Below are 14,651 nucleotides of genomic sequence, written 5' to 3'. Positions count from 1 at the left end.
ACAGATGAACAGGGAAGAAAAGAAAGTCATTATCGACAGTCTGGCCGAGAAACTGAAGGAATATTCTCACTTCTATATCACCGATACCTCCGAGTTGAATGCCGAGCAGACGGCCGCTTTGCGGAAGATGTGCTTCGAGCAGCAGGTAAAGCTGGTAGTCGTTAAGAATACGCTTTTCATCAAAGCGCTCGAGCAAGTCGAGAAAGCCGAGGCGGAGCTGATGCCGACGCTCAAGGGCGAGACGGCCGTCATGTTCTGCAATACGGGCAAGGGGCCTGCGAAGCTGATCAAGGAGTTCCGCAAGGCGAATCCGAAGCCGGTGCTGAAGGCCGCTTACGTGGAGCAGTGCGTTTATCTGGGCGAGGGCGCTCTCGAGGAACTGGTCAACATCAAGTCCCGCGAGGAGCTTATCGGCGATATCGTCGCTCTGCTGCAGTCTCCCGCCAAGAACGTCATCTCGGCTCTGCAGGGATCTGCCGGACAGAAAATCGCTGGGTTGGTCAAAACCCTCGAGGCAAGGGGCTAAGCGTGTTGCCTGACCGGATCGGCCCGACGGCTCGTCCGGAGCGGGGAAGGCGCGCCGCCTGAAAAAACAACAAAAACATCAATCATTTTAACGTAAAACATTTTAAAAACTTTATACTACGATGGCCGATATCAAGAAATTAGCTGAGGAGTTGGTAAACTTGACAGTTAAAGAAGTTAACGAACTTGCTAGTGTTCTGAAGGAAGAATACGGAATTGAGCCCGCTGCTGCTGCTGTTGCTGTTGCCGCTGCTCCTGCCGCCGAAGGCGGTGCCGCCGCTGCCGAGAAGACGTCGTTCGACGTGATCCTCGCCAATGCCGGACAGGCTAAGCTTCAGGTTGTGAAAGCCGTGAAGGACATCACCGGTCTGGGACTGAAGGAGGCTAAGGATTTGGTCGACGGTGCTCCGAAGGCAATCAAGGAAGGCGTTTCCAAGGAAGAGGCAGAACAGATCAAATCTCAGCTCGAAGAGGCTGGCGCTGAAGTTGAAGTTAAGTAGTAACTGCTTAGTTCTCAGAACATATCAGGTGTAGAGTCTATGAAGGTAGACTCTATACCTTTTCTCGTTTAACACGTAGGGGAGCCGTCCCGGCATCTCCTTTAGAGAGGGATGTTTTGTGTGGCGCGGCGCGCTATGACGAGCGTCGGCGCATGCGGAATCGCCGGATTTTGTTCCTTGCAAAGTCCGGGCCGCCATGGAAAACGAAGCGGATTCGCATTTCAGGTCAGTTTCTTATCTTCAACTTTAATTATTGGATACAATGTCTTTAAAATCAGATAATCAGCGTATTAGCTTTTCCTCGGTGAAAAATCGGATGCATTACCCCGATTTTTTGGAGGTGCAGCTCAAATCATTTCAAGACTTTTTCCAATTAGATACCACAGCCGAGAACCGCAAGAACGAAGGGCTGTACAAGGTGTTCATGGAGAACTTCCCGATTACCGATACGCGGAATAATTTCGTATTGGAGTTCATCGACTACTATGTCGATCCGCCCCGTTACAGCATGGACGAGTGCCTCGAGCGCGGACTCACGTACAGCGTACCGCTGAAGGCGAAACTGAAATTGTATTGTACCGATCCCGAACACGAGGATTTCGACACGGTGATTCAAGACGTGTACTTCGGCACGATTCCGTATATGACTCCGCGCGGCACGTTCATCATCAACGGGGCCGAGCGCGTGATCGTATCGCAGCTGCACCGTTCGCCGGGCGTGTTTTTCGGACAGAGTATCCACACGAACGGGACGAAGCTCTATTCGGCCCGTATCATTCCCTTCAAGGGTTCATGGATCGAGTTCGCGACGGACATCAACAACGTGATGTACGCGTACATCGACCGGAAAAAGAAGCTGCCCGTCACGACCCTGCTCCGTGCGATCGGGTTCGAGAGCGACCGGCAGATCTTAGAGATATTCGACCTGGCGGAGGACGTCAAGGTCACCAAGACCAACCTGAAGAAAGCCGTAGGCCAGAAACTGGCCGCCCGCGTGCTGAAGACGTGGGTCGAGGACTTCGTGGACGAGGACACGGGCGAGGTGGTTTCGATCGAGCGTAACGAGATCATCATCGACCGCGAGACCGTTCTCGAGGAGAGGCACATAGACGATATCATCGAATCGGGAGCCAAAAGCATTCTGATCCATAAGGAGGCTCAGAACGGAACCGATTTCTCCATAGTGTACAATACGTTGCAGAAAGATCCCTGCAACTCCGAGAAAGAGGCGGTCGTTTACATCTATCGCCAGCTTCGCAACTCGGAGCCGCCCGACGAGGCGACGGCGCGCGACGTGATCGAGAAGCTGTTCTTCTCGGACAAGCGCTACGATCTGGGCGACGTAGGACGTTTCAGAATCAACAAGAAGCTCAGTTTGGATATTTCGCCCGAGGTCCGCATCCTGACCAAGGAGGATATGATCGCGATCATCCGTTATCTGATCTCGCTGATCAACTCGAAGACGGATGTCGACGACATCGACCACCTGAGCAACCGTCGGGTGCGTACCGTAGGCGAGCAGCTGGCCAACCAGTTCAGCGTCGGTTTCGTCCGGATGGCCCGTACGATCCGCGAGCGGATGAACGTGCGCGACAACGAGGTGTTCACTCCGGTGGACCTGATCAATGCGAAGACGCTGTCTTCGGTCATCAACTCGTTCTTCGGGACCAACCAGCTTTCGCAGTTCATGGATCAGACGAACCCGCTGGCCGAGATGACGCATAAGCGCCGCCTGTCGGCTCTTGGACCGGGCGGCCTGTCGCGCGAACGGGCCGGTTTCGAGGTGCGCGACGTGCACTACACCCATTACGGTCGCCTCTGTCCGATCGAGACGCCGGAAGGTCCGAATATCGGTCTGATCTCGTCGCTTTGCGTGTACGCCAAGATCAGCGACATGGGCTTTATCGAAACGCCCTACCGCAAGGTATCCGACGGCAAGGTAGACCTGAACGATGCCGGCATTCAGTATTTCAGCGCCGAAGAGGAGGAGGGCCTCGTGATCGCTCAGGCCAACGCGCCGCTGAGCGACGAGGGCGAGTTCCTGCAGCCCGACAAGATCAAGGCGCGCTACGACGGCGACTTCCCGGTCGTGCCGGCTTCGGAAGTGAACTTGATGGACGTGGCGCCGAACCAGATTTCGTCGATCGCCGCCAGCCTAATTCCGTTCTTGGAGCATGACGACGCGAACCGTGCGCTGATGGGATCGAACATGATGCGTCAGGCCGTGCCCCTGGTGATGCCGGAGGCCCCGATCGTCGGAACCGGCCTGGAGAAGGACATGATCGCCGACAGCCGCATTCAGATCGTGGCGGAGGGCAACGGCGAGGTCGTTTTCTCGGACGCTACGCAGATACAGGTGAAGTACGAGCGCTCGGAGGACGAGAAGATCGTTTCGTTCGATCCGGAAGTGACGACTTATATGTTGCCGCGCTACCGCAAAACGAACCAGAGTACGTCGATGACGCTCAAGCCGATCGTCCGCAAGGGTGAGAAGGTCGTGCCGGGTCAGATTCTGACCGAAGGCTATTCGACTCAGAACGGCGAGCTGGCTCTCGGACGGAACCTGAAGGTGGCGTTCATGCCGTGGAAAGGGTATAATTTCGAGGATGCCATCGTGATTTCGGAGCGCATGATGCGCGACGATATTTTCACGTCGGTGCATGTCGACGAGTATATCATGGAGGTCCGCGATACGAAGCGCGGCGTCGAGGAGCTGACTTCGGACATTCCGAACGTCAGCGAGGAGGCGACGAAGGATTTGGACGAGAACGGCATCATTCGCATCGGCGCGAACGTGCATCCGGGCGACATCCTGATCGGAAAGATCACGCCCAAGGGCGAGAGCGATCCGTCGCCGGAGGAGAAGCTGCTTCGCGCGATTTTCGGCGACAAGGCCGGCGACGTGAAGGATGCTTCGCTGAAGGCTCAGCCGTCGCTGCATGGCGTCGTGATCGACAAGAAGCTGTTCAGCCGCGCGAACAAGGACGGCAAGAAGAGCAAGGCCGCCGAGAAGGCGCAGCTCGACAAGATGGACGCCGAGTTCGCCGTACAGGCCGACGCGTTGAAGCAGAAGCTGGTCGAGAAGCTGTGGGTTCTGCTCAAGGACAAGACTACGGCCGGCATTCACGACTATTTCGGCGTCGAAGTCGTTGCCAAGGGCACCCGTTTCACGCAGAAGATGCTCGGCGAGCTCGACTACCTGAACATCGGAGCCGACAAATGGACCGGGGACGCGCACCGCGACCATCTGGTCGAGCTGACGATCAACAACTATACGATCAAATACAAGGAACTGGACGCGATGCTCAAGCGCGAGAAGTACAACCTGACGAACGGGGACGAGCTTCCGACGGGCATCATCCAGCTCGCGAAGGTCTATATCGCCAAAAAGCGCAAGCTGCGCGTGGGCGACAAGATGGCCGGCCGCCACGGCAACAAGGGTATCGTGGCGAAGGTCGTGCGCGACGAGGACATGCCGTTCTTGGAAGACGGTACGATCGTCGACATCGTACTCAACCCGCTGGGCGTGCCTTCGCGTATGAACCTCGGGCAGATTTACGAGACCGTGCTCGGCTGGGCCGGCCGTGAGCTGGGGTTGAAGTTCGCCACGCCGATCTTCGACGGGGCCTCGCTCGACCAGATCAACGAATATACGGCGCAGGCCGGCGTTCCGCGTAGCGGTCGCACCTACCTGTACAACGGCGAGACGGGCGAGAAGTTCGACCAGCCGGCTACCGTGGGCGTGATCTACATGCTGAAGCTGGGCCATATGGTTGACGACAAGATGCATGCCCGTTCGATCGGTCCCTACTCGCTCATTACGCAACAGCCCTTGGGCGGTAAGGCGCAGTTCGGCGGTCAGCGTTTCGGCGAAATGGAGGTCTGGGCGCTCGAGGCGTTCGGCGCCGCGAACATCCTGCAGGAGATTCTGACGATCAAGTCCGACGACGTGATGGGGCGGGCGAAGGCCTACGAGGCGATTGTCAAGGGCGACAACATGCCGCCCGCCGGTATCCCCGAATCGCTGAACGTGCTGCTGCACGAGCTGCGGGGACTGGCCATCAGCGTCAAGCTCGACTAAGGATTGCGGCGGTTCGCAGGCGGGCTTCCGGGTGGCTGGCGATGCCTTCCGCCCTGTCAGGCTCCGCCCGTCGGGCCGGAAACGGATGAAAAAATAAATTGATTAAGAATATGTCATTCAAGAAAGACAACAAGGCACAGAGCGGCTTCTCCAAGATTTCGATCGGTTTGGCCTCGCCCGAGGAGATTCTGGAAAACTCGAGCGGAGAAGTGCTGAAGCCCGAGACAATAAACTATCGTACGTACAAGCCCGAGCGCGACGGTCTTTTCTGCGAGCGGATTTTCGGTCCGGTCAAAGACTACGAGTGCCATTGCGGCAAATACAAACGGATCCGTTACAAGGGCATCGTCTGCGACCGTTGCGGCGTCGAGGTGACCGAAAAGAAAGTGCGCCGCGAGCGGATGGGACATATCTCGCTGGTCGTTCCGGTAGCTCATATCTGGTATTTCCGTTCGTTGCCCTCGAAAATCGGCTATCTGCTCGGCATTCCGTCCAAAAAGCTGGAGACGATCATCTATTACGAGCGCTACGTGGTGATTCAGGCCGGAGCGGCCGCAGCCAACGGCATCAACGATCTGGACCTGCTGGCCGAGAAGGAGTATCTCGACATCCTGAACGCGCTTCCGAAAGGCAATCAGCAGCTGGACGACAGCGATCCGAACAAGTTCATCGCGCAGATGGGCGCCGAGGCGATCTATACGCTGTTGCAGCGCGTGGATTTGGACGAGTTGTCCTATTCGCTCCGCCACAAGGCCGGAACGGAGACTTCCCAACAGCGTAAGGCCGAGGCGCTGAAGCGGTTGCACGTCGTCGAGGCGTTCCGCGAGTCGCGCGAGATCAACAAGCCCGAGTGGATGATTCTGAAAGTGATTCCGGTCATCCCGCCCGAGCTGCGTCCGCTCGTGCCGCTGGACGGCGGTCGTTTCGCCACTTCGGACCTGAACGACCTGTATCGACGCGTGATTATCCGCAACAACCGTCTGAAGCGCCTGATCGAAATCAAGGCGCCGGAGGTGATCCTGCGTAACGAGAAGCGTATGCTGCAAGAGGCCGTCGACTCGCTGTTCGACAACTCGCGCAAGAGCAATGCCGTCAAAACCGAGTCGAACCGACCGCTCAAGTCGTTGTCCGACAGCCTGAAGGGTAAGCAGGGACGTTTCCGCCAGAATTTGCTCGGTAAGCGTGTCGACTATTCGGCCCGCTCGGTAATCGTCGTCGGCCCGGAACTGAAGATGCACGAGATGGGTATTCCGAAGGACATGGCCGCCGAGCTGTACAAACCCTTCGTGATCCGCAAGCTGATCGAGCGCGGCATCGTCAAGACGGTCAAGTCGGCCAAGAAAATCATCGACCGCAAGGACCCGGTGATCTGGGATATTCTCGAAAATGTCATCAAGGGGCATCCAGTGCTGATGAACCGCGCTCCGACGCTGCACCGTCTCGGTATTCAGGCATTCCAGCCCAAGCTGATCGAGGGCAAGGCGCTGCAACTGCATCCGCTGGCTTGTACGGCGTTCAACGCCGACTTCGACGGCGACCAGATGGCCGTGCACTTGCCGCTGGGCAATGCCGCCATTCTGGAGGCGCAGATTTTGATGCTCGGTTCGCACAATATCCTGAACCCGGCCAACGGAGCGCCGATCACGGTGCCTTCGCAGGACATGGTGCTCGGACTTTATTATATCACCAAGGAGCGTCCCGGTTCGCTGGGAGAGGGTCTGAGCTTCTACGGCCCCGAAGAGGCGATCATCGCCTACAACGAGAAGCGCGCCGATCTGCATGCGAAGGTGAAAGTGATGGTCGATACGGTCGACGAGAACGACGTTCCGGTGCGCAAGATCGTCGACACGACGGTCGGCCGCGTGCTGTTCAACCAAGTCGTGCCTAAGGAAGTGGGCTATCTGAACGAAGTGCTGACGAAACGTTCGCTGCGCGACATCATCGGTCTGGTAATGAAAAAATCCGGTGCGGCACGCACTTCGCAGTTTCTGGACGACATCAAGGCGCTCGGCTACCGGATGGCATTCCAAGGCGGCCTGTCGTTCAACCTCGACGCGGTGATTATCCCCGAGGAGAAAGAGTCGCTCGTCAACGAGGGCTACGAGCGCGTCGAGGAGGTGATGGAGAGCTATAACATGGGTCTGATCACGAACAACGAGCGTTACAACCAGATCATCGACATCTGGACGAATATCAACATGAAGCTGACCAAGACGGTGCTCGACCACCTGACCAACGACCAGCAAGGGTTCAACCCGGTATACATGATGCTGGACTCGGGAGCCCGCGGTTCGAAGGAGCAGATCCGTCAGCTCTCGGGTATGCGAGGCCTGATGGCCAAGCCCCAGAAGTCGGGAGCCGAGGGCGGTCAGGTCATCGAGAACCCGATTCTGTCGAACTTCAAGGAGGGATTGTCTGTGCTCGAGTACTTCATTTCGACGCACGGCGCCCGTAAAGGTTTGGCCGATACGGCCTTGAAAACGGCCGACGCCGGTTATCTGACGCGCCGTCTGGTGGACGTGGCTCAGGACGTAATCATTACCGAGGAGGACTGCGGCACGCTGCGCGGACTGACCGCCACGGCGATCAAGCGTAACGAGGACGTCGTGCAGACGCTCAAGGAACGTATTCTGGGCCGGACGACGGTACACGACGTGTACAATCCGCACACGGGCGAGATGATCGTTGCCGCCGGGGAGGAGATCACCGAATCGGTGGCCGACGCGATCGACGCGGCCGGAATCGAGTCGGTCGAAATCCGCTCGGTACTGACCTGCGAGTCTCGCAACGGCGTCTGCGCCAAGTGCTACGGCCGCAATCTGGCGACCGGCCGCATGGTGCAGAAGGGCGAGGTGGTCGGCGTGATCGCCGCCCAGTCGATCGGCGAGCCGGGTACTCAGCTGACGCTGCGTACTTTCCACGTCGGCGGTGTGGCCGGCGGCGTAGCGACCGACAACAGCATCGTGTCACGCTACGAGGGCCGTATCGAGATCGACGAGCTGCGCGTCGTCAAGAGCAAAAGCGACGACGGCAAGGAGATCAACATGGTCATCAGCCGTCTGGCCGAGTTGCGCATCGTCGACGAGCGTACCGGCATCGTGCTTTATACGCATAACCTGCCTTACGGCTCGATGCTCTACATGAACGACGGCGACACGGTCAAGAAAGGCGATCTGATCTGCGAGTGGGATCCGTACAATGCCGTGATCATTTCGGAGTACGACGGTAAGGTGGCTTTCGAGAACGTGATCGAAGGCGTGACCTACCGTGACGAGTTCGACGAGCAGACCGGTTTCCGCGAAATCGTGATCACCGAGTCGAGGGACAAGACCAAGAACCCGGTCATCAGGATTCTGAACAAACAGGGCGAGGAGCAGAAGCAATACAATCTGCCTGTAGGAGCGCATATCGTCGTGAAGGAGAACGCATCGGTCAAGGCCGGAGAAATTCTGATCAAGATTCCTCGGGCCGTCGGCAAAGCCGGCGACATCACGGGCGGTCTGCCGCGCGTGACGGAGCTGTTCGAGGCGCGCAACCCGTCGAATCCGGCCGTCGTATCGGAAATCGACGGAGAGGTCTCCTTCGGCAAGATCAAGCGCGGTAACCGCGAAATCGTCATCACCTCCAAGCTGGGCGACGTGAAGCGTTATCTGGTTCCGCTGTCGCGCCAGATTCTGGTGCAGGAGAACGACTATGTCCGTGCGGGCATGCCGCTGTCGGACGGCGCCGTGACTCCGAGCGATATTCTGGCTATTCAGGGTCCGACGAAGGTGCAGGAGTACATCGTCAACGAGGTTCAGGAAGTGTACCGCATGCAGGGCGTGAAGATCAACGACAAGCACTTCGAGGTGATCGTCCGTCAGATGATGAACAAGGTGCAGATCGAGGACCCGGGTGACACCCGTTTCTTGGAGGAGCAGATCGTCGACAAATGGGACTTCATGGCCGTCAACGACGAGCTGTACGACAAGGTGGTCGTGACCGACGCCGGCGATTCGGAGACGATGAAGCCGGGTATGATGATCACGCTGCGCAAGCTGCGCGACGAGAACTCGATGCTCAAGCGCAAGGACCTGAAGCCCGTCGAGGTACGCGATGTGATTCCGGCTACGTCGAATCAGGTGCTGCAAGGTATTACGCGCGCCGCATTGCAGACGAGCAGCTTCATGTCGGCCGCTTCGTTCCAAGAGACGACCAAGGTACTCAACGAGGCCGCCATTCTGGGCAAGGTCGATCCGTTGGAGAAGCTGAAGGAGAACGTGATCTGCGGCCATCTGATTCCGGCCGGTACGGGATTGCGCGACTACGACAACATCGTTGTCGGTTCTCAGGCGGAATACGACAACTTGGTGGCAGGAGCCGAAAAATAGCGATAGCTGACAATAAGATTTTTGAGCGAGAAAAGCGGGAATCTAGATTCCCGCTTTTCTCGTATTGTTTTTCGTCGTATATCGGCCTAGCGGCGACGAGCAGAAGAGTCGGCAGAACAACCCGGTATGTATGGGCGGAGTATCATGCCGGCAATTCGGCCAACAAAACCGTTGTTTCCGTACATGTTGACTTGCGAGGCAAGCGAGAGACTCCGTATCGGTGATATAGCGCTCCGGCAGAATGGATTCTTTCGATACTTTTCCTCGGTAGGAGACAATTCTATGATCCAGACAAGAAAGTCCGAATATTTGTGAGGGCGTTCATATGAGAGGCGTTCGTATCGGTGCGGATTTTTGGAATCGCGAGGGACAGGCTGATATTCAGTCTCTGTGGATAAAGCGAGAAGCACATATATTATATTTTAGTAAAATATAAATATTTATATTGTTAAAATAATATGATATTCCATACATTCCTCTTTGTTGTCGCCGTTCTTCTGTCTTATGTCCGGAACGGTTTCGGCATCATTCCGGTTATGCTCGATTGCTGTGCCGTTTTCAAAATACGGTTTGCGATAGTTTTTTGTCCGAACCGGCTGAAGACAGTTTCGGTTGCCGTACGGAATCCGCTTTCCCGGCTCTCGGGCGTGAGACCGTTCTTCGTTTCGGATACCGGCCGTTCCGGATATGCGATGCCTTCGGGTTTCGCGCCGCTTTCGCCGGCTTTCCCGGAGAAGCCCGAGTACGAGGGTCGCGATTGACCGTCATGCTGCCTCGTTTCCCGATTCTTTGTTGCGGTCGCTTCCATCCGTGTGGAAGATGTCGTGCCGGCCTTATCCCCAAAGGTCTTTTCCCCAGATGAACAATAAGGCCCAGCATACGAAGCGGGCGCCTTTCCCGACCAGCATCAAGACGGTCGATTTTCTGAAATTCACTCGATAGAATCCGAGCGCGACGGCGAACACGTCGCCGACAAAGGGCAACCATGTAAGCAGGGCGAGCCATGCGCCGAAGCGATCGACTTTGCTTTTATGGCGTTCCAGCGTCTCGTGTTTGACGCGCAGGTATTTCTCGATCCATTCCCATCGGCCGATCCAGCCGATCCAGTACGAAGTCAGTCCGCCCGCCCAGTTGCCGACCGTGGCGACCAGCACGCTGAGCCAGACGTTTCCTCCGGCGGCCAGCATGCCTACGAGCAGCACGTCGGAGCTGAACGGAACGACCGTCGCCGCGACGAACGAGCCGACGAAAAGACCGATGTATCCCCAGTCGAGCAATGCTTCCATGATGTTCTTACGTTTGTCAGCCGTCGCTTATACGCGCGGGAGCGCTTCGTTTCCGGGAACCGTACGAATCCGTGTCCCCGCCGTTTTTTCGCGACGAACGATTCGCCCGAACCCGGGGCGCGGTTTTCGCTCCCGGCCGAAGATTCGGCATGCGTCTGCGACTCTTTTCGTCTCGATTGCCCGTCGGGACCCGGGTTTCCCGTTTGTCCGGCGCTCGTGGATAGGGTTTCCGTTCTCCTTACGTCCCGGGTGTTCGGACCGGTTCCGTGGAGTTTCTCGCGCAGACTCGGGGCTCGTTCGTGCCGAAGGCCGTTTTCTGCCGATCGCTGCGGGCGACCGGTTGCGTGGCGTGAGGCTCGTAAATTTTGTCTGAGGCGTTCCGATGCTTTGGCAGCAGTGCCGGAGTCCTTGTCCGTCAGGTGTCAGGGATATCGTTCCGTAATTTCCCGGGGGAACGGAACGGCGAGCCGTGCGGACCACAGCGTCAGAACAGATAGCCGCCTGCTTCGACCCGGCGGATCAGTCGGTCGATTTCGGTCCATGTCTCGTCCGCGAGCGTCGTGCCGGTCACTTCGATTACGCGGCCTGCCGCGATCGCGCCGATCGTGCCGCACTGGACCATCGACAAGCCTCGGGTCAGTCCGACGAGAAAACCTGCCGCGTAAAAATCGCCGGCTCCGGTCGTATCGACCCGCTTGGCCTCGGCCATGATGCCCACATGGTCGACCTTGCCGCGGTGCTTGATATAGGCGCCTTGCATGCCGACCTTAACGACGGCGAGCGGACACTTGCGGGAAATCTTGTCGAGCGCCTCGAGCGGATTCCGCTCGCCGGTGAACGAGAATGCCTCCTGCTCGTTGGCGAACAGCACGTCGACGTAGCCGTCGGTCAGCTCGTTCAGAAAACCGAGGTTCTCGTCTACGATGTTGAAGCTGGCCAGATCGAGGGCCACTGTCAGGCCGCAGGCCTTGGCGAGCCGGACGGCCCGCCCGATCAGTTCGTGGTCCTGGACCAGGTAGCCTTCGATGTAGAGGCAGTCGTAGCCGTCGAACAGCGATTCGTTCAGTTCGTCGCCCCGCATCTCGAGCGCGGCGCCGAGAAAAGTGCACATCGTCCGCTCGCCGTCGGCCGAGACGAGCGAGACGCAGCGGCCCGACCGCTCGTTTCCGCGCAGGATATGGGGTTCGATGCCGAGGTTGACGAGGGCCTGCTCGAAGAAGTCTCCCGTCGTGTCCCGTCCCACCTTGCCGACATAGCCGGTACGGACGCCCATGCGGGCCATGGCCCGGATCGTATTCGATGCCGATCCGCCGAGCGACAGCGTGCGCGGCATGCCGGCTACGTATTCTCCGATTCGGCGTTGCCGGTCGCTGTCGACCAGATTCATGCTGCCTCGGGGCAGCGAGAACCGCTCGAGGACTTCGTCGGTTTTCAGGTTGATCAGAATATCCGTCAGGGCATTGCCCATTCCGATGACGCTTTTCATCTTCCGTCGGTTTAGGTCGTGTTTTCGGTTCGTCTCGCGGGTATAGGCTGTGGCGCGAGTAGTGCAAAGGTGCCTTTTTTTCGTCGGAATCGCAAATTCCCGGCGATCTGTGAAGCCGTTTCCCGATCGCTCGTGCGTATAATGCGTACCTGTCCGGAGACGGATTATCCGTCTGTGCCCGTTCGGTATCCGGGCCGTTCTTTGTTCGGCTCTGCATAGCGGCATGTTTCATGGGTCGTGTCTATTAGTCCGGCGGAAACCGTCGAGCCTAAATCGTCGAACGGAGCCGTATCGGTGCGGTTTACCCCCGTTGTTTTGGCGCGAAGCCGTCGCCTTCCGTATCGAACGGTGCGGGATTGTCCTTTCCGGCTGTCGTGAGAGGGATAGCGCGGCCGTTGGACGGGGCGCTTTCGTCATGGCTCGGCGACGGCCCGTCTGTCCCGTGGGCAACGGAAAGCTCTCCGGCTTTGCTGTAATATCGGATCACCTCGGCTGCGCGCTGCCGCCCGATCAGTCCGGACAACTCCTCCTCGCTCGCGCGACGGATGTTGGAGACGGTCCGATAATGGCGCAGCAGCTTGTCGACCGAGCGCGGACCGAGCGTCGGGATGCTCTCCAACTCGCTGCGAATAAAGGCCAGCGAGCGTTTTTTGCGGTGAAACGTGATGCCGAAACGGTGCGCCTCGTCGCGGATGTGCATCAGCACTTTGAGCGCCTCGCTGTTGCGGTCGATGTAGTAGGGCAGCGGGTCGTGCGGGAAATAGACCTCCTCGATGCGCTTGGCCAGACCGACGATCGCTATTTTGTGTTCCAGTCCGAGCCGTTGCAGCGTCTCGTAGGCGAATCGGAGCTGTCCCTTGCCGCCGTCGACGACGATCAGCTCGGGAAGCTCGGCGCCCTCGGCGAGCAGCCGGCTGTAGCGGCGGCCGATCACCTCTTCCATCGAGGCGAAGTCGTTCGCTCCGACGACCGTCTTGATGTTGAAATGTCGGTATTCCTTTCGCGACGGCTTGCCGTCGCGGAACACGACGCAGGAGGCCACCGGATTGGTCCCTTGCAGGTTCGAGTTGTCGAAACATTCGATATGGCGGGGCGGCATGCTCAGGCGGAGCTCCCGTTGCAGCGTCGAGAGAATACGGTTCGTGTGGCGGGCGGGGTCTTTGATCTCGATCTGCTTGAGCTTCTCGAGCCGGTACAGCCGGGCGTTGCGCTCCGACAGTTCCAGAAGACGCAGCTTGTCGCCCCGTTGAGGCACGGTGAACGCGACGTTTTCCCACAGGCTTCCCGATGGGGGGAACGGGACGATTACCTCGCGCGAGAGCTTGCCCGACAGCCGCTCGGCGATCGTCCCGATCGCATAGGTCAGCACGTCGCGCGGCGTGTCTTCGAGTCCCGGTTTCAGCTCGACCGTGAACGAGTTGACGACCGCCCCGTCGGCTATGCGCATGAAGTTGCAGAAGGCGGCGTCCTCGTCCGTGACCAGCGAGAACACGTCCATGTTCGTCAGCGTGTTGCTCACTACGACCGACTTGCTTTGGTAGGAGGTCAGGATCTCGATCCGTTTCTTGTACTGCGCGGCCTCCTCGAAGCGCATCGCCTCGGAGGCCTCGCTCATTTTCTCTTTCAGGTAGCGCATCGTGTCGCGGGTATCGCCGCGCAGCAGCGAAGCGACCATGCCGACGCTGCGGCGGTAGTCCTCCTCGCCCTGCAATCCGACGCACGGGCCCTTGCAGTTGCCGATATGGTACTGGAGGCAGACGCTGTAACGGTTCTTGGCGATTGCCTCGGGGGACAGGTTCAGCGAGCAGGTGCGCAGGCTATGGATACTGTGTGCCATGTCCAGAACGGCCTTTTGGACGTAGACCGACGCGTAAGGCCCGAAATACTGCGATCCGTCGCGCACGAGCCGCCGGGTCGACTGCACGCGCGGGAACGGCTCGTTGCGGATCACGATCCACGGGTAGGTCTTGTCGTCCTTGAGCAGGATGTTGTAGCGCGGCTGGAGGCTCTTGATCATGTTGTTCTCGAGCAGGAACGCCTCGCTCTCGCTGGAGACGACCGTGTGGCGCAGGTCGGCGATCCGGGAGACCATGACCCGCACTTTCGGGCTCTCGTTCGCTTTCGACGTGAAGTAGGAGTAGACCCGCCGGTGCAGGTTTTTCGCCTTGCCCACGTAGATCACCTGTCCGTCGGAGCCCAGAAACTGGTAGACGCCGGGCGACTGGGGCAGCAGGGCGACCTTCTCCTTGAGCTCCTCGATGCGCTTGGATGGTTTCATGGAGTTTAAATGGATGTTAACCGGCTTAAAAGTATCAAAAATTATTCTACATTTGTGTCGGAGCCTCCGGCAATCTTTTTGCAAAGGTAAGGTCCGAACGCAGAAAAGCGGCCTCGCATGCGGAA

The 14,651-nt window shown here is 58.2% G+C and carries 7 protein-coding genes; 4 read left to right on the top strand and 3 right to left on the bottom strand.

The window, feature by feature from the left end; genetic code table 11:
• The first annotated feature begins 4 nt into the window (after positions 1–4).
• From rplJ to rpoC, 4 genes are all read left to right on the top strand, one after another.
• The gene (rplJ, locus tag NQ491_RS06060; RefSeq protein ID WP_019246013.1) at positions 5–526 is read left to right on the top strand and encodes a 50S ribosomal protein L10; all 522 of its coding nucleotides are present in this window, start codon (positions 5–7) and stop codon (positions 524–526) included.
• Between the two features lie 121 nt (positions 527–647).
• On the top strand, positions 648–1,025 hold the full coding sequence (gene rplL, locus NQ491_RS06055) for a 50S ribosomal protein L7/L12 (RefSeq protein WP_019246012.1): 378 nt from the start codon (positions 648–650) through the stop codon (positions 1,023–1,025).
• A 262-nt stretch (positions 1,026–1,287) separates the two neighbouring features.
• The gene (gene rpoB / locus NQ491_RS06050) at positions 1,288–5,106 is read left to right on the top strand and encodes a DNA-directed RNA polymerase subunit beta (protein WP_026089670.1); all 3,819 of its coding nucleotides are present in this window, start codon (positions 1,288–1,290) and stop codon (positions 5,104–5,106) included.
• 110 nt (positions 5,107–5,216) lie between these two features.
• Positions 5,217–9,476, top strand: coding sequence for a DNA-directed RNA polymerase subunit beta' (gene rpoC, locus NQ491_RS06045; RefSeq protein ID WP_019246010.1), 4,260 nt, complete (start codon positions 5,217–5,219; stop codon positions 9,474–9,476).
• 833 nt (positions 9,477–10,309) lie between these two features.
• Here rpoC and NQ491_RS06040 read toward each other — a convergent pair.
• From NQ491_RS06040 to uvrC, 3 genes are all read right to left on the bottom strand, one after another.
• Positions 10,310–10,762, bottom strand: coding sequence for a YqaA family protein (locus NQ491_RS06040; protein ID WP_019246008.1), 453 nt, complete (start codon positions 10,760–10,762; stop codon positions 10,310–10,312).
• 484 nt (positions 10,763–11,246) lie between these two features.
• On the bottom strand, positions 11,247–12,248 hold the full coding sequence (locus NQ491_RS06035; protein ID WP_019246007.1) for an adenosine kinase: 1,002 nt from the start codon (positions 12,246–12,248) through the stop codon (positions 11,247–11,249).
• Positions 12,249–12,549: 301 nt separating this feature from the next.
• Positions 12,550–14,526, bottom strand: coding sequence for an excinuclease ABC subunit UvrC (uvrC, locus tag NQ491_RS06030; protein ID WP_019246006.1), 1,977 nt, complete (start codon positions 14,524–14,526; stop codon positions 12,550–12,552).
• Positions 14,527–14,651: the final 125 nt, after the last annotated feature.

It is taken from the genome of Alistipes ihumii AP11, assembly GCF_025144665.1.
Classification (GTDB): domain Bacteria; phylum Bacteroidota; class Bacteroidia; order Bacteroidales; family Rikenellaceae; genus Alistipes_A; species Alistipes_A ihumii.
This window is presented reverse-complemented; position numbering and strand designations above follow the sequence as displayed.